The sequence below is a fragment of the Chthoniobacter sp. genome (assembly GCF_040003245.1).
Classification (GTDB): Bacteria; Verrucomicrobiota; Verrucomicrobiia; order Chthoniobacterales; family Chthoniobacteraceae; genus Chthoniobacter.
Genome location: NZ_JBDUCX010000118.1, coordinates 1 through 19,813, shown reverse-complemented (window position 1 = coordinate 19,813; position 19,813 = coordinate 1). Strand labels below are relative to the sequence as shown.

The following is a 19,813-nucleotide window of genomic DNA, read 5'->3' as shown; positions in this document are numbered from 1 at the left end:
GTCGTTTACCGCGCTGGCGGTCGTCGCGCTTTCCCTGCTGGCCTACGCGTGGCGCGGTTGGGCGGCGGCCATCGCGACCGGTCTCACGCTGCTGCTGCATCACCAGTTTTTCGAGCTGGCCCATTATTTGAAGGAGGACACCGCGCTGGTTTGTGGCGTCGCGCTTTCCTTTCTGGCCGCGTTTCTCTTCGCGCAAAAACCGAGCGTGACCCGGGCCGCCCTGCTCGGTGTATCGGTCGCGTGCGCGATCTCCGGGAAGTACATCGGCTTGGCGGTAATGGTCGTCGCGCTGCCGGTGCTCTGGCATATTCCTCGGGAAAGGCGCGCGCTGCGACTGGGCGCCTTCGTGGTCGCGCTGGGCCTCGTCCTCTTTCTCATCAATCTCCCCCTGATCCTGAATCCGGCGGCCTTCGCCCACAGCTTCGATCGCGAGATGCAGCTCGTGGTGCACGGCCAGCAAGGCACCACGCGCCGGGTGCCGCACTCCCTCTACCTGAATATCTTTCGCGACAACACGACGCCGGTGATTTGGGTGCTGCTGCTCGTTTTCCTGGCGAGCCGCTGGAACGAGCGGCACACCTTGAAGCGCGTGGAATGGTTGCTCATCGCTTTTCCCTTCATCTACATGCTGGCCCTGTCCTTTTCGCCGAAATCGAATGACCGCTACTTTCTGCCGGCGACGGCGATGTTCACGCTCTTCGCCGCTATCGGCGCGCTCGATACCGGCCAATTGTTGCGCCGCTGGATGCCGGCGCGCTGGGCGACGCTGGGGGTGATTGCGGTGCTGGTCGCCGCACAAATTCCCAGTTGGTTGCGCTACGAGATGGCGTTTCAACACGACGACAATCGCGAGTTCCTCGATTGGGTCAGGACGCAATTGCCCGCGACCGCGGTGATCGTGAAAGACAGCCGCGTCCTGCTGCCAGATCCGGACAACTCACGGGACGCGACGCGGTTCGAGGCGCTGCCGCAGACCGTCATCGCGAGGAAGTACGCGGCCGATCTCGGGACCATCCAGGAGCTGCGCAAAAAGGGCGTCACGCACGTCGCCATTTCGGAATCGGACTACGGCGGATTCTTGCTCAGCGGGGTGCGCGCGAAGAAAGGCGAGACCGCCGACTTCGAACGACGCAAGGCCTTCTACACGGAGTTGCGTCGCGACGGGGAATTGCTCTTCGAGCGGGAGCGCGGGACGGTGCTCTACCTGCATCCAGGCATTCGGCTCTACGCCATGCCCCCGGCAGAATAGGCATTTTTGCCATTTAAAAGGGCATTTTCCGCAACGGAGCCAATGGGGCCAATGGGGCCAATGGAACCATAATCTAAGAAAGGCGGTCGCCCGTTCGTGCCTCAAGTGTAACCCAATGATCATTGCACCGGCGAGGGGATGGCACCACGATTTGTCCGCGACCTCGTTTAACCCCTGTTTGCCTCTATGAAAACACGACTGGCCCTCGGCCTCGCTGTCTCCTTCGCGTTCGCTGCCTTCGCGGCGCGCGCCGAAAATGAAATCGGTTTCATCGAAAAATTCGCCCTCGCGCCGGATCGCGAGGCGGTGCTCGATCAGCTCGTGCCGGGCACCGAGGACTACTATTTCTTCCGTGCGCTGCAGTACCAGAATACCCGGCAGGCCGGGAAACTCACCGCGCTGCTCGAGCAATGGGCCAAGCGTTTTCCCGATTCCCAGCGCCGCGCCATCATCGAAAACCGCGCGGCCTTGCTCAGCTACGAGGCCGACCCGCAGGCGACGCTGAAGTTCCTGCGCGACCGGCTGAACCTCGAGTTCAACCACGAGCAACAGGCCCGCGATCAAAAGCCCGACCTGCCCACGAAGCTCGATCCCGCGCTGATCAGCCGCGCGGCGTTTCAACGCGCGGCGTTGGAAAATGAGGACAACGTCAGCCAGGTGAACGACGAGGCGCTGGCCGAATTGGTCCGCGATCGCGTGCCGCTTTCGGAGTCGCAACGGCGCGACCTGCTGAAGCGCATCAAGCGCCCCGACGTGCCGTTCCTGCTGGATCTGATCGAGGCCGACTTGAAGAGCAAGGAGAGCAGCGGATTCGGTGAATTCGAGATTCACCGCGCGCTCCTGCCCGAGCAACTCGACGAACTGGCGAAGCGCCTCCCGAATCTCTATGGCAACCAGCATTTCGTCTATGCGCGGATGCACAAGCTGGCGCCGGGTGCGGATGCCGATGCGGAGTTCGATCCGGCGGAACGCGAAGCGTGGCTCGACCGACTGTGGGCTTACGCGAAGAAACTCAACGGCAGTTATAATTCGCTCAAGGCGCAGATCCTCCTCCAGCGGCTGCAGCTCGACCGCACGCGCGGCGTCTACGACAAGGCGCGCTTCCAGGAGTACCTCAAGCTTCCGCGGCGTTCGGCGTATGCGAATATCGAGCTTCTCCGCCGGGCCGAGCTGGCGTCCCAAGCCGCCGATTTGAATGTCGACTTGCACGAGGTGTTGAACGAATTGCCCGTGATCCGCTCCGACGAAGAACTCGTGCGCGATTACCTGCTGCACTTGCTCAAGGACGAGCCAACGTGGGAGCCTTGGGCGGCGTGGCTGCGCGACACGTGGCTGAAGCCGGTCTTTGCCGAGGCGAAAATCGTCAACGGTGTCGGCGACCCCGAGAAATGGGCGTCGCTGCTCACGCCGAGTGCGTTCCAGGCGCTGAAGGAGCGCGTGGACGTGGATTTCTCGCTGGCCAATCCCCCCTTCACGGCGGTGGCGGATGACGTGAACATCGACTTGTTCCTGAAGAACACGCCGAAGCTCATCGTGAAGATCTATGAGATCAACACCCTCTCGTTTTTCCTCACGAACCAGCGCCAGCTCAATACCGATCTCGCGCTCGACGGCCTCGTGGCCAATCGCGAGGTGACGCACGATTTCTCCACCGACGAAGCCGGGCGCAATCCCTTCCGCCGCACGACGCGCACGTTCAAGTTTCCCGAGCTGAAAGGCCAGCGCGGGGCGTGGGTCATCGAATTCATCGGCGGCGGCAAATCGAGCCGCGCGCTGGTGCGCAAGGGCCAGTGGTCGCTGCAGCAGCGGACGGGTGCGGCGGGAGATATGATCACCGTGCTCGATGAAATCCGGCAGCCGGTGAAGGACGCCGTGGTGTGGCTCGACGGGCGCAAATACGCGCCCGATGAAAAGACGGGCTACATCCTCGTGCCTTTCGCCCAGCAGCCGGGGCCGTCGCCCATCATCCTCGCGGATGCCGCCGGAACCTCGGCCACACTTACGGAATTCGTGCATCATGGGGAGCAGTACCGGCTCGACGCGCAATTCCACATCGAGCGCGAGCAATTGCTCGCCCGGCGTGAGGCCACCCTCGCCGTCCGCGCCGCGCTGCTGCTCGGCGAGGCGCAGGTTTCCCCGGAACTGCTCCAGGAGCCCAGGCTCACGCTCACTTCCACCACTCTCGACGGCGTCTTGACCACCAGCGAGATCAAGGACGTGAAGCTCGATCCCGCGAAGCTGTTCACCTACCGCCTGGCGGTGCCGGAGCGGCTGGCCTCCCTTCGGGTCACGCTCTCCGGAAAAGTGGAGAACCTCAGCGCGGGTGGAACGAAGCAGGAACTTTCCGCCTCCCGCGAGTTTCACCTCAACGGCATCGATAAGACGCCGGCCACCAATGATGGCCGCTTTACCCAGTTTGCCGACCGCTGCGTTTTCGAGTTGCTCGGCAAGAACGGCGAACCGGTCCCGGACACGGCGATCGTCTTCCATGTCACCCACCAGGATTTCCAAAAACAGCTCGTCTTCTCCCTGAGCACCGACGCGCGCGGTCGCGTCGATCTGGGGAAACTCAAGGACATCGCCCGCATCGACGCGGAGACCCCCTTCGACCGCCACGCCTCGTTTTACTCCGCGCGTTACCGCGCGGGAGAGCAATCCATCCAGGTCCCGAGCGGTGAACCGATCCGCGTGCCGTGGATGGGCGACGTACCGTTTCGGGCGGGCGACGTCTCCCTGCTCGAACTCCGGGCCTACACCTACGTGAAGGACCACACCGCGGCCGTCGCACTGGTGAACGGCTTCCTGGAAATCAAGTCGCTGCCACCGGGCGACTATTCCCTTTTTTGCCGGGGCAATGGCCTTGCGGCGACGGAGATCCACGTGGTCGCCGGCACGGTCCTGCGTGGCTGGTTGAACGGCGCGACGCGCCAGTTCGAGATACCCAAGGCCCCGCCAGTGCACATCACCGCGGTGAAGCTCGATCCCGACGCCGTGGTAGTGCACGTGGCGAATGTCAACCCGTACGTGCGCGTCCACGTGGCGGCCACGCGCTTCGTCCCGCACGGGAATTTGTTCGAGAGCCTGGGCAGCTTCACGCGTTTCGAGGGCGCTTCGGCCAGCCCGGCGCGCCGTCCCAATCTCTTCGCCGCCGGCCGCGCAATTGGCGACGAGTATCGCTACATCCTCGAGCGCCGCTACGCGAAGCTCTTCCCCGGCAACATGCTGCCCCGCCCCGGCTTGCTGCTCAACCCGTGGGAAGTGCGCTCGACGGATCTCTCAGCGCAGTCCCTGGCCGCCTCGGAAGCCCCGTCGCGGCGGGCCGGCGACCGCGAAGAACAGGCCCGAAAGCCGCGGATGTTGGCGGAGCCGCCGCCGCCGCCCGGTGGAACGGGAACCGGCCCGGATCTCGATTTCCTCGGCGATAGCTCCGTGGCGCTCTACAACCTCGTGCCCGATGCCGATGGCGTCGTGCGCGTCGACCGCAAGGCGCTCGGGGACCATCCGTTCATCCAGGTGTACGCGGAAGACCTCGGCTCCGCCGAGCTGCGCTCCGAGCAGTATCCCGAGACGCCGCTGAAGCTCAACGATCGGCGGCTGGTGCGGAACCTCGATCCGCAAAAGCCCTTTGCGGAAAAGAAAGAGGCCACGGTGCTGACCACCGGGCAGACGCTCACGCTGGCCGATGTCCTGACCGCCGATCTCGAAACGTACGATTCGCTGGCCGGCGTCTTCTCCCTGCTGACCACGTTGCATGGCGATCCGAATCTCGCGAAATTCGCGTGGGTCATCCAGTGGCCGAAACTGAGCGACGAGGAGAAGCGGGCGAAGTATTCCGAGTTCGCCTGCCATGAGCTGAATTTCTTCCTCGCGCGGAAGGACGCGGCCTTTTTCCAGAAGGTCGTGCAGCCCTATTTGCGCAACAAGAGGGACCGCACGTTCATGGATGATTTCCTCGTGGGTAACGACCTGCGTCCGTATCTGGAGCCGTGGGCTTTCGCGCGGCTCAATGCCGCCGAGCGCTGCCTGCTGGCGCAACATCTGCCCGGCGAAAACGCGGCGGTGGCCCGGTTGCAGCGCGAGCTGTGGGAACTGTTGCCGCCGAACCTGGATCACGAGGACCAACTTTTCGAGACGGCGTTGCGGGGGCGGGCGCTGACCGCCGGGGCGGGTGGGGACTTGGAAGCCGAAAAAGTCCGGCAGACCGTGGCCTTGCGGACGGACACCAATCCGGCTGAAAAGCCGGCTGTGGGAGCGGCGATGGCGCCGGCCTCTGCGCCGGCTCCGATGCCGGCCACGGTAATGAATGGGGTCACCACGTACAGCGGCACGGCTAGCCTGGCAGCGGCGCGGGCGGCGGATGGGCCAGCGCCGAAACGAGACGGACTCCTGGACAGCGTCGATGAAAGCCGGAGCAGTGGCGCGGGAGGCATCGCAGGCAAGGACACGCTGATGCGCAAGAAACTCGTCAAAGCGGAAGGCGAATACGATATGCTGGGTCTGGGCGATATCCCCGAGCTGAAACGCCAGCGGGCGGCGGTGCGGCAATTCTTCCGCGCGCTGGGGCCGACGAAGGAATGGGCGGAGAACAACTACTACCAACTGCCGCTCGTGCAACAGGGCGCCGAACTCATCACCATCAATGCCTTCTGGCGCGATTACGCGGCGTGGGACGGCAAGACGCCGTTTGTGTCCGCGAACCTCCCGGAGGCCGCGCACAGTTTCCCCGAGATGATGCTCGCGCTCGCGGTGCTCGACCTGCCGTTCGAATCGCCGAAGCACACCACCCGGGTGGACAACGGGCAATTCACGCTCACCGCCGCGGGGCCGCTCATCGCTTTTCACAAGGAAATCAAACCCGCCGTCCCCGCGCCGGAACAGGCGCCGTTGCTCGTCTCGCAGAGTTTTTTCCGCGCCGATGATCGCTATCGCGAGGAGGGCAACGAGAAGTTCGATAAGTACGTGACCGACGAGTTTCTCGCCGGGGTCGTGTATGGGGCTAACGTCGTCGTCACGAATCCGACCAGCGCGCGGCAGAAGGTCTCGGTGCTGTTGCAAATCCCACGCGGGGCGTTGCCGGTCAATGGTAGCAAGGCGACGGACAGCCGGCGGCTGGCGCTCGAACCCTACAGCACGCAGACGCAGGAGTATTATTTCTATTTCCCCGCGCCCGCCGCGCAGCCGCTACCGCACTACCCTGTGCACGTGGCGCGCGAGGAGCAGATCGTCGGCGAAGCGAAGCCGTTCACCTTCAAGGTCGTCCCGCAACTCACACAGGTGGACAAGACCTCGTGGGATTACGTCTCGCAGTATGCCAAGGACGCCGAGGTCTTTGCCTTCCTCGACCAGGCGAACATCGAGCGGCTCGATCTCGAACGCATCGCCTGGCGGGCGCGCAAGAGCGCGGACTTTTTCCGCAAGCTCGTGGCCGAGATGGAAAAGCGACACGTCTATAGCGAGCCGATCTATCGCTACGCCCTGCGGCACAATGTGGCCGCCCCGCTGGCCACGTGGTTGCGCCAGCGCACCGACTTCCTCGCCCAGTGTGGGCCGTACCTCGACTCGAAGCTGCTCAAGATCGATCCCATCGAGCGGCGTTCCTACGAGCACCTCGAATACTCGCCGCTGGTCAATCAGCGCGCCCATCGCGTGGGGGCGGAGAATCGCATCCCGAATCCGGTGCTGCGCGGGCAGTACCAGCACCTGCTCGATATCCTCGCGCACAAGGCGACGCTCGATGCCGCGGACCAGATGAGCGTGGTTTACTACCTCTTCCTGCAAGACCGCGTCGAGGAGGCGCTGGCCCGTTTTCACACCATCGCACCGGAGGCGCTGCCGACGCGATTGCAGCACGATTACTTCCGCTGCTACGCGGCCTTTTACGAGGAGCAGCCGGCGGTGGCGCGCGGGCTCGCCCAGCAATACGCGGATTATCCCGTGGACCGCTGGCGCAAGCTCTTCGCCGAAGTCGGCGCGCAACTCGATGAGATCGAGGGCAAGCCGGCGGTGCGTCCCGGCGACGACCAGCCGAACCGCGAGAAGCAGCAGGGCGACCTCGCCGCGACCGAGCCGTCCTTCGACTTCAAGGTGGAGAGCCGCCAGATCGCGTTGACGTGGAAAAATCTCCGCGACGTGTCGATCCGCTATTACCTCATGGACCCCGAGTTCCTGTTCAGCGCGAGCCCGTTCGTGACGCAGGATTCCGGGCGTTTCTCGATCATCAAGCCCACCCGCACCGATGTGCAGGCGTTGCCCGAGGGGAAGGACCAGCTCAGCATTCCGCTGCCCGCGGAATTCACGAAGGCGAATGTGCTCGTCGAGATCCTTGGCGCCGGTCAGCGCAAGGCGCAGACGTATCACGCGAACACGCTCAAGCTCACGCTCGCGGAGAGTTACGGGCGGCTCGAAACGCGCGACGATGTGCAGAACAAGCCGGTGAGCAAGGCGTATGTGAAAGTCTACGCGCGGCTGCACAATGGCACCGTGCGCTTTTTCAAGGATGGCTACACCGACCTGCGCGGCCGCTTCGACTACGCGAGCCTGAACTCCAGCGATTCAGCCGGCGAAGGAGCGCCGATGCCGCGCGGTGGTACCGCGTCTGGTGCGGGGATGAACTACCAGATGCTCAGCCCCGCCGAACTCGGGCAGGTCGAGCGCTTCGCCATCCTGCTCATGAGCGAATCGCACGGCGCGGATGTGCGCGAAGCGGCGCCGCCGGCGCAGTAGGGGCGCAAGGCGAGGTCGTGTTTACGAATTGTCGAAGAGCGGGCAACCGCCCCGGCCAAGGCAGGCCAAAGGCCTGAAACAAGCCAGCCCAGGGCAGAGCGAGCTCTGCGAGCGCCGCCCTGGGTACCGCGGCACACAAACAGCGAGCCCTGAAAGGGCGGAATACAAGTCGCCGCGGAGCTGATCAAGGGCTTGCGGCGCCCACGTTGGGGCTTCGCGCTATTTCGATTCGATACCCAGGGCGACGCTCGTACCTCGCTCTGCCCTGGGCTGGCTTGTGGGCGGGCCTTTGGCCCTCACTCTTGCTCCCTCCATCAGGCATTCGTGAACAGGCTCTAGACCAGCCCCAGCTTCATCTTGCCGGCTTCGCTGATCATCGCCTGGTTCCACGGTGGGTCCCAGACGAGTTCCACCTCGGCGTCGCCGACACCGGGCACGCCCATGACCTTGGACTTGGCTTCGGAGGCGATGACCGGGCCCATGCCGCAACCGGGCGCGGTGAGCGTCATCTTGATATCGACGCGCGAGCCGTCGGCTTCGCGCGGGGTGATCACGCAATCATAGACGAGGCCGAGATCGACGATATTGACCGGGATTTCCGGGTCGTAGCAGGTGCGGAGCTGGTCCCACACGGCCTTCTCATCGACGGCGATGCTGGAGTCACCTCCCGCCGCGCCTTCTGCTTTCGCCGCGGGTTCGATGCCGAGTGCGTCGGCGTCTTCGTCCGCGATGCGGGCCAGGCCTTGGTCGGTCGCGACCGTGTAGCTGCCGCCGAGGGCCTGGGTGATGTAGACGTTGGTGTCCTTCGCAAGGGTGATCGTTTCGCCGCTCGGGATGCGGGTCGCCGCGCAATCGCGGAGCAGCTTCTTTTCAGTGTTTTCGTGCATGATTTAAGATTGGGGTGTTTTCAAGACGACCTTCACCTTGCGTTCGGAGGTGGTGGCGGCGTTGAGTTGGTCGAAAAGGGTGGTGGCCCGGGCGGCGGGTGGGGCAGCAGGTTTGGCCGGTTCCGGTTGCGGGGCAAGCGCGGAACGCAGCGCGCCCTCGACGAGCTGGGCGCAGTGGATCTTCATTGGCGGCAGTGCACCGAGCGGGGCGGAGAGATCTGCGCCCGACATGGAGAGCGCTTCCTCCACGGTTTTGCCCGCGATCAGTTCCGTGGCCACGCTGGCCACGGCGATGGCGGTCTCGCAGCCGAACGTCTGGAAAGTTGCCCGGTCGATGACCTTCTTGCCGTCCTGATCCTTGAATTTGACCCACATCCGAAGCATGTCGCCGCAGTCGGGGCTGCCCACCGTGCCGACGGAATCGGCGTTCTCCATCTCCCCGATGTTCTTCGGGTTGGCGATGGCGTCGTGAATACGTTGCTGAAGGTCGTCGCTCATGATGGCAGGCTATTCGAGGTCGTAGCGCGGGAGGCTGTTGTCAACTTCCTGGCTCCACGCGTCGATGCCGCCGCGGACGCTTTTGACGTTTTCAAAGCCGTGGCCGGCGAAATAAGCCGCTGCATCCATGCTGCGCGTGCCTTGGTGATCCATGATGGCCAGCAAGGCGCGCCGGTCGCCTTTCATGAGGATTTCCTGCATGAGCTCCTGGGTAAAAAAGATCGCGCCTTCCACGTGCACGGCGTCGAATTCCTCGCGCGTGCGGACGTCGAGCAGCTTGGCCTCGGGGTCGCTCTTGAGCGCCGCCGCCAGCTCGGTGGGCGCGATTTGCAGCCGCAAATCCTCCTCGTGGCTGGTCAGGATGTGCTCGATGACCTCGGGGACGGCCAGCGCGTTGTTGCGCAGGCAAACGCCCTCCAGCGTCTCCTCGGGCTGAAAGCCGCAGCTCGAGCAGCCACCGATATGGTAGCGGCGGAAAAGGGCCCGTTGCGCGCCGGGGTAAAGCTGGAGCAATTCCCGCATCGTGATCTGCGGATCGAGGGACGTGGTCGTGGACATATTCCCAAGCTAGCGGCGCTCGGTGCGGCTGACAAACGCGCACTTTACCCCACTGGGCAGGCCAGTTACCGTCCCGCCCTCTCATGCGTTTTCAGACATTATTCGAAGGCCGGTGGATATTTGCGGTCGTCATCGCCCTCGGCGTTAGCGGGGGGCTGCTCGGCTGGCTATGGCTCGTGGTGCTGGCCGCCTTGCTCGTGCTCTTTTGCATCAATTTCTTCCGCGACCCGGACCGCCCCATCCCGCCGGGGGATGACGTGGTCGTGGCCGCCGCCGATGGCGTGGTGGCGGACATTATCGAGATTGAGGAGACGGAAGTGCTCAAGACGCGCTGCCTCCGCGTGGGTATTTTCCTCTCAGTCTTCGATGTGCACGTCAACAAGGCGCCGATCGCCGGCAAGGTCACCTATCGCCAGCATCACCCCGGCATCTACCTCGACGCCCGCAATCCCGAGTGCTCGATCAAAAATGAAGCGCTCACCTGGGCGATCGAGGGCGCGAAGGCCACGCTGGTCATACGCCAGATCACCGGGGCGATCGCCCGGCGCATCGTGCCGTGGTCGCAAGTGGGCGACAACGTCGAGAAGGGCTTCCGCTTTGGAATGATTCGCTTTGGCTCGCGCACCGAGGTATATCTGCCCCTGACCGCGACCGTCGAAGTCAAGGTCGGCGATCGCGTGGCCGGTGCCCAGAGCATCATCGCCCGATTGAACTAATTTCATGAGCGACCCCAACGGCCCGAAAATCTATCTCCTGCCGAACCTCATGACGGCGGGGAATCTTTTCTGCGGCTTCGCGGCCACGCTCAAGATTCTCGAGGGCGCGCTGATCCAGGCAGCGGCGGCGCCAGGACGCAATGCGATCGCGGAAGCGGCGGCGGCGGACAAATTTTACATCGCGATCTGGTGCATTCTGGCATCGTGCATTTTTGATGCGCTGGATGGCCGGTTGGCGCGTCTCGGTGGCCACGAGAGCCCGTTCGGTCGCGAATTCGACTCCCTGGCCGACATCGTCTCCTTCGGCGTTGCTCCCGCACTCATGGTCTACCGCATCGTGTTGCACGAATTCCCGAATGTCGGCTGGATCATCGCTTCGGTCTATCTCATCTGCGGCGCGCTGCGCCTGGCACGTTTCAATTGCCTCGCGGCGGCCGATTCTGCCGCCGCCAACAAGGAATTCCGCGGCTTCCCGATTCCCGCGGCGGCGGGGGTGATCGCCTCCATCACGCTGTGTCTGCTCTGGTTCGATAAGGAACAACGCGAGATCGGCCAGGGAAAATGGGTGCTTCCGCCGCTCATGCTTTTCCTCGCTTGGATGATGTTCAGTGGCTTCAAGTATCCCAGTTTCAAGGCCATCAACTGGCGCACGACGCGGTCGATGCCCAAGTTCATTGCCATCGTGCTCGTGATCCTGGTGACGGTTCTGTATTACCAGTGGATGCCGGCGGTGATCTTCATCACCTATCTGCTCTACGGCTTCCTCCGGCCCTTCCTCTCGCGCAAGATGAAGGAGGAGATCGAGGAAGAAGTGGAGGACGACGATCCGCTCGAAAGTCCCTAGCCAGCCGTGAGCGATTTCGCCCAGGCCGGCCTGATCTGCACGCTGCAGCGGCTGAATGATTCCCATCTCGCGCGGGTCGAAACGGAACTGACGGAGCTCGCGCGCGCGCGGCCCATCGCACTCGTCCTGCCCTGCCACGGGCGCGATCTGGAGCAGCCGGCTTTTGCCCGGATGCTTGAGGAATTACGCGGCGCGGCCTTCCTGCACGAGATCGTGCTGAGCATGAATGAAGTCGCGCCCGCGGCCTTGGAAGCGTTGCCCGCGCGGCTGGCGATCCTCCCCCAGAAAACCACGCTGCTGCACCACGAACCGTGCGCGGATCAGCGCGCGGGCAAAGGCCGCAACGTGCGCGCCGCCATCGCGCATCTCGCGAGGGCAGGGGAGTGCGCGATCATTGCCACGCAGGATTGCGACGTCACCAGTTTCCAGCGTACCGACCTCGCGCGGCTCTGCTTCGCCGTGGCGCATCCGCAGCTCGGCTACCGTTTTGCGAAAATGTATTACTCGCGCGTGACCGACCGGCTCTACGGACGCGTCTCGCGCTTGTTCCTCGCGCCGCTGCTCCATGCCGTGGTGCGCGTGGCTGGGCATCATCCGCTCGTCGATTTTCTCCTCAGCTTTCGCTATCCCCTCGCTGGGGAAGTGGCCTTCACCCGCGAACTCGCCGCGGAGCTTCCGGTCAGCTCCGGCTGGGGACTCGAGATCGGACAGCTCTGCGCAGTGTTTCGCCGGGTCGATCCGCGTGAGGTCTGCCAGGTCGATGGCGGCAGCGGCTACGATCACAAGCACCAGCCCGCCGCCACCGCGCTCGCCGACATGGCCGCGGAGATCGCCCGCGAACTCTTCACCCAGCTCGCCGCGGAGGGCCTGGCCAACGATGCCGCCTTCCACGCCGCCGTCGCCGCCGCCTATCGCCGCGAAGCCGCCCACGCACTGCGCCGCAGCGCGAGCCTGGCCTTGATCAATGGCCTCCCTTTCGATGAAGCCGCCGAGCAGGAGATGTTCACCGGCTTCGCTCGCGCCTTGAATCCCGGCGCTTAGTGCTGCTTCGCGAGACCGCGCAGGTCGCCGAGCAGCGTGCTGTTCGGGTTGAACTTCGACTTGTGCGATTGGATGTCGCTGATGTGCCAGGCGCCGTCTTCGAGCGTTAGCAGCGCGGTCATCTTGCGCGTTTCGCCGGGGTAATTCGTTTTCGGGCCCCACTTGTAGAGTAAGTCCACATGGGCGGTCGGCGGGGTGGATTTCACTTCGGTGACCTTGAAGGTCGTCGGTGGATCCCACGCGGCGAGAAATGTTCCATTGTCCGGGCTGTCGATCTGTTCGCCGGGGTGCGCCTTGCCGGCTTTATTGGCTCCCGCGACGGCCGCGGCCAGCACCTGGCGCACATCCTTGGTCAACCAGCGAGTCTGCGCGGCGGAATCCTTCGTGATGTCGTGCTTCGAGGAAAGAAGGTAGGTGAAAAAAGAGGTGGTCGTGGCCTCGGGGGAGTTCTCCGTTTGCGGTGCCGCCGTCATCGCCACGATGCCGAGCAGGAGAAAAAGCAGGGTCAGTTTCATGGCGGCCAGAGGTTGCCGAAGCTCGTGCGCAAGGCAAGCCGGGAGTGCCGCCTGGCCGCCGCGCCGCAACTCCGGGCTTGGCTCGCGGGAGCGCGAGTGTTCTCCTACCCGGCCATGCCCAAAAAGCCCGTTGTTCTCATTATTCGCGATGGCTGGGGGATCAATCCCGGCGGTCGCGCCAAGGCGGTGGAAAACGGCGACGCCACGATGCTCGCCAAGACGCCGTTTCACGATCACCTCTACGCCACCTATCCGCAAAGCACGCTCAGCGCCAGTGGCATGGACGTGGGACTGCCCGAGGGGCAGATGGGCAACAGTGAAGTCGGCCATCTCAATCTCGGCGCGGGCCGCATCGTTTACCAGGACCTCACGCGCATCAACAAGGCGATCAAGGACGGCGCACTCGCCTCGAATCCCGTGCTCGTTGACACTTTCGCCAAGGCGAAGGGTCACCGCCTGCATTTTATCGGCCTGCTCAGCGATGGCGGGGTCCACTCGCACCAGCAACATCTCGTCGCTCTCGCCAAGGCCGCGCACGATGCCGGCGTCGAGGACATCATGGTCCACGCGATCACCGATGGCCGCGACACTTCGCCCACGGGCGGCGCCGATTACCTCGCGCAGACCCAGGCCGGACTCGCTCCCTCGGGCGCGAAGATCGCCACCGTCGTCGGCCGCTATTACGCGATGGACCGCGATAAGCGCTGGGAGCGCAACAAGCTCGCCTGGGATGCCATCGTCCTCGGCCGCGGCCCGGTGTCGGACACGAATCCTTCCGCCGCCGTTTCCCAAGCCTACACCAAGGAGCCCCGGGGCGACGAATTCCTCACGCCGATCATCTTCTCCCACGCCAATGAACAACGGATTCGCGATGGCGATGTGGTGCTCTGGTTCAACTTCCGCGCCGACCGCGCGCGCCAGCTCTCGCTCGCCTTCTTGAAAAAGGAATTCGACGGCTTCGACCGCGAAGTCATGCCCGCCGTGTATTACGTCACGCTCACCGAGTACGACGAAACCTACGGAGTGCCCGTGGTCTTCGGCCCGCAATCGTTGAAAAACATCCTCGGTGAAGTCGTCAGCGCCGCCGGCTTGCAGCAACTGCGCATCGCCGAGACCGAGAAATATCCGCACGTTACTTTCTTCTTCAACGGCGGCGTCGAGCAGCCCTTCGCGGGCGAGGACCGCATCATTGTGCCGTCGCCGAAGGATGTGCCCACCTACGATTACAAGCCGGAGATGAGCGCGCCGGAGGTGACCGCGAAAGTCGTCGAGGCGCTGCCGAACTACGATCTCGTCATCCTCAATTTCGCCAACCCCGACATGGTCGGTCACACCGGCGTCGTCGAGGCAGGCATCAAAGCCGTCGAGACGATCGACGGTTGCGTGCGCCAGGTGGTGGAAAAAACACTCTCGCTCGGCGGGCAACTGCTCATCACCGCCGACCACGGCAATTGCGAGCAGATGCGCAACGCCGACGGCTCGCCGAATACCGCGCACACCACGAACCTCGTTCATTTCCTCTACGTCGCCGCCGGCGCCGAGACGGCCAAGCTCGACAGCGGCATCCTCGCCGACGTCTCGCCGACCCTCCTCGCGCTCCTCGGCCAGCCGCAGCCCGCGGAGATGACTGGCAAAAGCCTGGTCCACCGCCCCGCCCATTTTAAGGGTTGAGTTTTAAGAGCGTGGCCTCGTCCGGCGTTCGGCGAAATCCACTCAAACCTTAAACCTTAAACCTCAAACCGGTCCGTGAAATTGGCATTGCGCATTGCGCGCGGATTCGTAGTTTTCCCCTCCGCTTCGCGCTCCCTAGGCGCGTGGATGAGTTATTTTGGCCGATGGTGTAGTGGTAGCACAGGGGTCTTTGAAGCCCTTAGTCTAGGTTCAATTCCTAGTCGGCCAGCCACTTGCGCTCCTCCCCGGCGGGGAGGTAGGGTTTTCATCGCGGATGCAGTTTTCAAAATCCCCCTAGTGGTCTATCTTTCATTTGTTCATCTATGAAACTCTCCAAACGTGGCGAATACGCCCTGCGTGCTCTCATTGATTTCGGCATCGCCTACGAACTCGGACGGCCCCTGCTGAAGATCGGCGAGCTCGTGGAGAAGGAGCGCCTGCCCGTGAAATTCCTGGAGCAGATCCTCACGCAACTGCGCGGTGCCGGTTACATCGAAACGAAGCGTGGCAAGGCGGGCGGTTACTTTCTGGCCAAGCCGCCGAAGCAAATCAGCCTCGGCCAGGTCATTCGCCTCATCGATGGCCCGCTCGCTCCTATTTCCTGCGTTAGCGTCACCGCCTATGAGCGTTGCACGTGTCCCGATGAAGCGCACTGCGGGCTGCGCATGCTCATGCTCGACGTGCGCAATGCCATCGCGCGCATCCTCGACCGCTATGTGCTCGGCGACGTCGTCGACATCACCCTGCGCAAAATGCGGCGCGATGGCGTGACGATTCCTTTCATGGTGGAGAAGTTGCTCGGCCCCTCGGTCCCGGCTCACGGGTCGCCCTCCTTCGTCGAACATTTCCCGCTCGGAGGCTTTTTGGCGGAGTTGGAAGGCGCGAAATCGGCGGGCAAGGCGCCGCCCGCGAGGAAGCCGGCGGCGAAGGGTAAAGGGGCGAGCAAAAAATAGTCCTTGTAAAGTATACGCACTAAGTAGATAAACCGACCGCTCGCTGCTGCGGGCGCCCTTTTGCCGACCATTCCCTGGAGGCATCGACATCACGCACCCATCCCGGGCCGCGCCACCGAACTCCCGGAGGCGGTCTTTGTCTTCCAAGGAAACATGACCCTAAAACCATCACATCACAGCACCGGCCTGCGCCGCTCGCCCTCCGGTTTCGGCCTCGCGCTCGTCGCCGCGGCCCTCGCCACCACCGCCTCTTTCTCCCTCGCGCAGGACTCCGGCGTCTTGATCGACAAGCTCGTCCAGAAAGGCATCCTCAGCAGCAAGGACGCGGCCGAAGTGCGTGCCGACATCCAGAAGGACGCCGTGCAAAGCCCGCTGAACAAGATCAGCCTGAGCAACTCGGTGACGCAACTGAAGCTCTACGGCGACTTCCGCCTGCGTTATCAATACAACGACTCCGAGGCGCAGATCGCCGATGCCGCCCATGTCAACCAGCAGTCGCGTTTCCGCTACCGTCTGCGACTCAACGCCGATGTGCAGCTCGGCGAGGACTGGTTTGCCGGCGTGCAGTTGCAGACCGGGCAGACCGCGGATTCCGGCAACCAGACCTACAGCGCTGGATTCAACAACGACTCGATCTTCATCTCCCGCGCCTTCTTCGGCTGGCAGAACGATTACTTGAAGGTCGTCGTGGGCAAGCAGGCCAACCCATTTTACACCACCGACCTGGTGTGGGACCCGGACATCAATCCCGCGGGTTTCACCGAAACCCTCGCGCTGCACAAGATCCCTCTCTTCGGCGGGTCCGGCGGCCCCGATGGCAAGGAGGCCCAAGTCACGGTGGCGCCGAGCAAAAGCTCTTCCTGGGAGGCCGCCCTGGTCGCCGGACAGTTCATCTTTGGCGATAACAACGAGTTTTCCAATACCGGTGACTTGAGCAGCGACCCGTGGATTTTCGACGAGCAGTTGATCGTCAAATACAACTTCAACAAGGACACCAGCGTCACCATCGCTCCCGGCTTCCTGTCGGAATCCGCAGCGCACATCACCGGCGCGCTCAATACCCTGGCCTTCAGTGATGAAAATGCGATCGTTACCGGGACCACCGCCGTGCAGACGACGGTCCAGGAGGTGGACAACGTGGTGATTTCCTACAACGCCGCCGGCGTGCCCACCAAGACCATCACGCCGTTGACGACGACGACGACGACCCAGAAGACGATCACGCCGAACAACACCACCTCCGGTTCGGCCACCGTGAGCGGGCCGCGCACCATCACCTCCAATGCGTCCTCCTCGCGCAATGGCGGTGTCATCACCCTCACGGGCAAGGCCTCCGGCCTCGCGACCGATCCCTCGAAGGCCAACCAGACCTTCACCACCACCGCCACCAGTCAAAACCAGACGGTTTCGACGACCAACAACGTGGGCCTGCCGGGGATCACCGGCGAAACCCGCGGCCTCCACCTGCTCACTGTGCCCGGCGACATTTCCTTCAAGCTCGCCGGGATCAAATCGAAACTCTACTGGGATGTTTCCTACAACGTCAGCGGACGGAACCGCTTCGACAACGTGTTACAACTCAAGGATTTCGGCAGCCGCGAATACCAGACCCGCGACGGCCTGGCTTGGTTGGTCGGTGTCCAGTTTGGCGAGACCAGGAAGAAAGGCGACTGGCAGGCCTACCTCAATTATCGCGAGGTCGGCATCGCCGCCGTGGATCCGAATTTGAACGACTCCGACTTTGCGCAGAGCACGCTCAATGTTCGCGGTTTCAAGGTGGGCCTGGCCTATGCGCTCACGGATTTCGTAGTCATCAACGCCGCCGGCTACGTCACCTGGAATCTGGAAGACAACCTCTACGGCGGTCGCGCGACCAGCGTAGGCGGGATCGCACCCTACAACGCCGCGAACATCTTCACGCTCGACGTGAACGTGAAGTTCTAGAGGCGCTGAGACGCGGAGAAAGGCCGGAGGGGAAGGACAGAGGGGATATCGCCTTTTTCCTCTCCGCGCCTCTGCGTCTCCGCGGTTATGACACCGCTTTTCCCAAAAAACCGCTTGCCACTCCCGCAAAGGGATACTAAATCAATCTCTATTCAATAGATATACTTTAACTCAACCGCATCCTATGTCAAATTCCACCGCATCCATCCGCCGTTCCGCGCCAGCCCTCGGCGAGGTGGCCGAGGCCGCCGACGAGCCCACCTCTGCCGCGCCCTGGCTCACCGTCGTCAGCGACAAGGTGAAATCAATGCGTTTCGGGGTCGTCCAGATCGTCATCCACGATTCCAAGGTCGTGCAGATCGAGCGCACCGAGCGCACCCGCTTCGACGTCCCGCAGCCCGCCGGCCGGCGCTGAAGCCCCCGTCGCTTTTCTCACCAACAGTCTCCGCGGTCCTCCGCTCCAGCGGCGTCGCCCCTGAAACCCGCCACGCTCCAACCTCACTTCGCATGATATTGAAATCTCTCCTCGTCACCCTCACTGCCACGCTCAGCTTCGCCTCGCTCGCGACCGCCGAGACCGTGACCCTGCTCAACGTCTCCTACGATCCCACCCGGGAACTCTACCAGGACTTCAACGCCGCCTTCGCCAAACATTACAAGGCGGAGACTGGGAAGGACCTGACCGTGAAACAATCCCACGGTGGCTCCGGCAAGCAGGCCCGCGGAGTCATCGATGGCCTGGATGCCGATGTGGTGACGCTGGCGCTGGCCTATGATATCGACGCGATCGCCAACAAAGCCGGTTTGCTGGGTAAGGATTGGATCACCAAGCTGCCGGACAATAGTTCGCCCTACACCTCGACGATTGTTTTCCTCGTCCGCAAAGGCAACCCGAAAGCCATCAAAAATTGGGATGACCTGGTCAAGGCGGGCGTGAAGGTCATCGTCCCCAATCCGAAAACCTCGGGTGGTGCCCGCTGGGCCTATCTCGCCGCGTGGGGGCAGGTGCTGGTCGGGGGAGGGGATGAGGCCAAGGCGAAGTCCTTCGTCACCGATCTTTACAAGCACGTGCCGGTACTCGACTCCGGGGCCCGTGGCGCGACGACCACTTTCGCCCAGCGGAATGTCGGCGATGTGCTGCTCTCGTGGGAAAATGAGGCCTACCTCGCGCTCAAGGAATTTGGGGCGGACAAGTTTGAGATCGTCAATCCCTCGGTGAGCATCCTCGCCGAGCCGCCCGTGGCCGTGATCGACAAGGTGGTCGACAAGCATGGCACCCGCGCCGTGGCGGAAGCTTACTTGAAGTATCTCTACTCCCCCGAGGGGCAGGATATCGCCGGCAAGAACTACTATCGCCCGCGGAACGCCGAGGCGGCGGCCAGGTGGTCGAAGAATTTTGCACCCATCAAGCTCTTCACCATCGATGAGAAGTTCGGTGGCTGGGCCAAAGCCCAGAAGACCCACTTCGACGACGGCGGCGTCTTTGACAGCATCTACAAGCCTTAGTCCTCACCCTCTCCAAGCCACCGCACAGTATCCGAGAAACATGGCCACCCTGCAGATTTCCGAACTTATGAAGAGCGTTGATTCGAGCGCGAACGAAGACTCTGGCTACCTGCCGCAGTCGGCGGAGCGGCGCTCCATCAAGAAACTGCTGCTGCCCCTCTTTTTGCAGGTCGGGACCACAGCGGAATCGCTCCGGGCGGATTCCGCCGGCTTTTGGCACGTGGGCGAGGAGCGGTACTGGCTGCCGCGCCTGATCTTTCGCGGGGGTAAGGAAACCGGCGAGGAGACCATCCGCCTGGCGATTTTCGCCGGCCTGCACGGGGATGAACCGGCGGGCGTCCACGCGGTGGTGGACCTCCTGCGGGCGCTGGAGGCGGACCCCTGGATGGGACGCGCCTATCGAATCCATATCTATCCGCTATGCAATCCGACGGGCTATGAAGACGGCACACGGCACTCCCGCAGTGGCGCGGACCTGAACCGCGAGTTCTGGCGCGGCTCACTGGAACCGGAAGTCGCCATCATGGAGCGCGAACTGTTGCACAATAAATTTCACGGTATCATCTCGCTGCACTCCGACGACACCAGTGATGGCGTCTACGGCTTCGTGCGCGGGGCGACGCTTACCCAGCACCTCATGAAGCCGGCGCTGGCTGCGGCGGAGGCGGCGCTGCCGGTGAACCAAGCGGCGATCATCGACTGTTTCCA

At 63.2% G+C, this 19,813-nt stretch carries 15 protein-coding genes and 1 tRNA gene; 12 read left to right on the top strand and 4 right to left on the bottom strand.

What is annotated here, in order from left to right; genetic code table 11:
* Together ABJF10_RS16840 and ABJF10_RS16835 are read left to right on the top strand one after the other, a co-directional pair.
* Positions 1-1,249, top strand: a 1,249-nt coding sequence (locus ABJF10_RS16840) for a phospholipid carrier-dependent glycosyltransferase (RefSeq protein ID WP_348545755.1), incomplete at its 5' end; no start/stop codon positions are given.
* A gap of 186 nt (positions 1,250-1,435) precedes the next feature.
* On the top strand, positions 1,436-7,972 hold the full coding sequence (locus ABJF10_RS16835) for a hypothetical protein (protein WP_348545754.1): 6,537 nt from the start codon (positions 1,436-1,438) through the stop codon (positions 7,970-7,972).
* Positions 7,973-8,307: 335 nt separating this feature from the next.
* On the opposite strand, the gene sufT is transcribed toward ABJF10_RS16835, so the two are convergent.
* From sufT to ABJF10_RS16820, 3 genes are read right to left on the bottom strand one after another with little or no spacing between them, the layout of a single operon-like run.
* Complete coding sequence (gene sufT / locus ABJF10_RS16830) at positions 8,308-8,859, bottom strand: putative Fe-S cluster assembly protein SufT (protein WP_348545753.1); 552 nt, start codon at positions 8,857-8,859, stop codon at positions 8,308-8,310.
* Between the two features lie 3 nt (positions 8,860-8,862).
* On the bottom strand, positions 8,863-9,357 hold the full coding sequence (locus ABJF10_RS16825) for an iron-sulfur cluster assembly scaffold protein (RefSeq protein ID WP_348545752.1): 495 nt from the start codon (positions 9,355-9,357) through the stop codon (positions 8,863-8,865).
* A 9-nt stretch (positions 9,358-9,366) separates the two neighbouring features.
* Entirely contained in the window at positions 9,367-9,915 is a 549-nt protein-coding gene (locus ABJF10_RS16820; RefSeq protein WP_348545751.1) for a rhodanese-like domain-containing protein, read from the bottom strand.
* A gap of 83 nt (positions 9,916-9,998) precedes the next feature.
* On the opposite strand from ABJF10_RS16820, the gene ABJF10_RS16815 reads away from it, so the two are divergent.
* Genes ABJF10_RS16815 through ABJF10_RS16805 form a run of 3 tightly spaced genes read left to right on the top strand, consistent with a single transcriptional unit; the run spans position 9,999 to position 12,516 of the window.
* Positions 9,999-10,631, top strand: coding sequence for a phosphatidylserine decarboxylase (locus tag ABJF10_RS16815; protein ID WP_348545750.1), 633 nt, complete (start codon positions 9,999-10,001; stop codon positions 10,629-10,631).
* 4 nt (positions 10,632-10,635) lie between these two features.
* Positions 10,636-11,475, top strand: a complete 840-nt coding sequence (gene pssA, locus ABJF10_RS16810) for a CDP-diacylglycerol--serine O-phosphatidyltransferase (RefSeq protein ID WP_348545749.1) — start codon at positions 10,636-10,638, stop codon at positions 11,473-11,475.
* 6 nt (positions 11,476-11,481) lie between these two features.
* A complete protein-coding gene (locus tag ABJF10_RS16805) occupies positions 11,482-12,516 on the top strand; it encodes a hypothetical protein (RefSeq protein ID WP_348545748.1) in 1,035 nt (344 codons plus the stop codon).
* On the opposite strand, the gene ABJF10_RS16800 is transcribed toward ABJF10_RS16805, so the two are convergent.
* The gene (locus ABJF10_RS16800; RefSeq protein ID WP_348545747.1) at positions 12,513-13,031 is read right to left on the bottom strand and encodes a hypothetical protein; all 519 of its coding nucleotides are present in this window, start codon (positions 13,029-13,031) and stop codon (positions 12,513-12,515) included. The two genes, ABJF10_RS16805 and ABJF10_RS16800, sit on opposite strands and share 4 nt — an antisense overlap.
* 114 nt (positions 13,032-13,145) lie before the next feature.
* On the opposite strand from ABJF10_RS16800, the gene gpmI reads away from it, so the two are divergent.
* From gpmI to ABJF10_RS16765, 7 genes are all read left to right on the top strand, one after another.
* The gene (gpmI, locus tag ABJF10_RS16795) at positions 13,146-14,702 is read left to right on the top strand and encodes a 2,3-bisphosphoglycerate-independent phosphoglycerate mutase (RefSeq protein WP_348545746.1); all 1,557 of its coding nucleotides are present in this window, start codon (positions 13,146-13,148) and stop codon (positions 14,700-14,702) included.
* A 158-nt stretch (positions 14,703-14,860) separates the two neighbouring features.
* Positions 14,861-14,934: transfer RNA gene (locus ABJF10_RS16790), tRNA-Gln, on the top strand.
* 91 nt (positions 14,935-15,025) lie between these two features.
* Positions 15,026-15,655: an Rrf2 family transcriptional regulator gene (locus ABJF10_RS16785; protein ID WP_348545745.1), complete on the top strand. Its 630-nt coding sequence runs from the start codon at positions 15,026-15,028 to the stop codon at positions 15,653-15,655.
* Positions 15,656-15,808: 153 nt separating this feature from the next.
* Entirely contained in the window at positions 15,809-17,599 is a 1,791-nt protein-coding gene (locus tag ABJF10_RS16780; RefSeq protein ID WP_348545744.1) for a putative porin, read from the top strand.
* 184 nt (positions 17,600-17,783) lie between these two features.
* Positions 17,784-18,014 (top strand): YezD family protein, encoded by a 231-nt coding sequence (locus ABJF10_RS16775; protein ID WP_348545743.1) that lies wholly within the window; start codon positions 17,784-17,786, stop codon positions 18,012-18,014.
* Between the two features lie 92 nt (positions 18,015-18,106).
* Positions 18,107-19,105 carry a sulfate ABC transporter substrate-binding protein gene (locus ABJF10_RS16770; protein ID WP_348545742.1) on the top strand — a complete coding sequence of 333 codons (999 nt, stop codon included), beginning with the start codon at positions 18,107-18,109 and terminating at the stop codon, positions 19,103-19,105.
* A 67-nt stretch (positions 19,106-19,172) separates the two neighbouring features.
* Positions 19,173-19,813: succinylglutamate desuccinylase/aspartoacylase family protein (locus ABJF10_RS16765; protein WP_348545741.1), on the top strand; the 641-nt coding region annotated here is incomplete at its 3' end.

Coding starts and splice junctions, on each gene's coding strand:
- ABJF10_RS16770 (WP_348545742.1), top strand. CDS start 18,107: ATGATATTGAAATCTCTCCTCGTCACCCTCACTGCCACGCTCAGCTTC.
- ABJF10_RS16825 (WP_348545752.1), bottom strand. CDS start 9,357: ATGAGCGACGACCTTCAGCAACGTATTCACGACGCCATCGCCAACCCG.
- ABJF10_RS16785 (WP_348545745.1), top strand. CDS start 15,026: ATGAAACTCTCCAAACGTGGCGAATACGCCCTGCGTGCTCTCATTGAT.
- ABJF10_RS16835 (WP_348545754.1), top strand. CDS start 1,436: ATGAAAACACGACTGGCCCTCGGCCTCGCTGTCTCCTTCGCGTTCGCT.
- pssA (WP_348545749.1), top strand. CDS start 10,636: ATGAGCGACCCCAACGGCCCGAAAATCTATCTCCTGCCGAACCTCATG.
- ABJF10_RS16780 (WP_348545744.1), top strand. CDS start 15,809: ATGACCCTAAAACCATCACATCACAGCACCGGCCTGCGCCGCTCGCCC.
- ABJF10_RS16800 (WP_348545747.1), bottom strand. CDS start 13,031: ATGAAACTGACCCTGCTTTTTCTCCTGCTCGGCATCGTGGCGATGACG.
- gpmI (WP_348545746.1), top strand. CDS start 13,146: ATGCCCAAAAAGCCCGTTGTTCTCATTATTCGCGATGGCTGGGGGATC.
- ABJF10_RS16820 (WP_348545751.1), bottom strand. CDS start 9,915: ATGTCCACGACCACGTCCCTCGATCCGCAGATCACGATGCGGGAATTG.
- sufT (WP_348545753.1), bottom strand. CDS start 8,859: ATGCACGAAAACACTGAAAAGAAGCTGCTCCGCGATTGCGCGGCGACC.
- ABJF10_RS16775 (WP_348545743.1), top strand. CDS start 17,784: ATGTCAAATTCCACCGCATCCATCCGCCGTTCCGCGCCAGCCCTCGGC.
- ABJF10_RS16815 (WP_348545750.1), top strand. CDS start 9,999: ATGCGTTTTCAGACATTATTCGAAGGCCGGTGGATATTTGCGGTCGTC.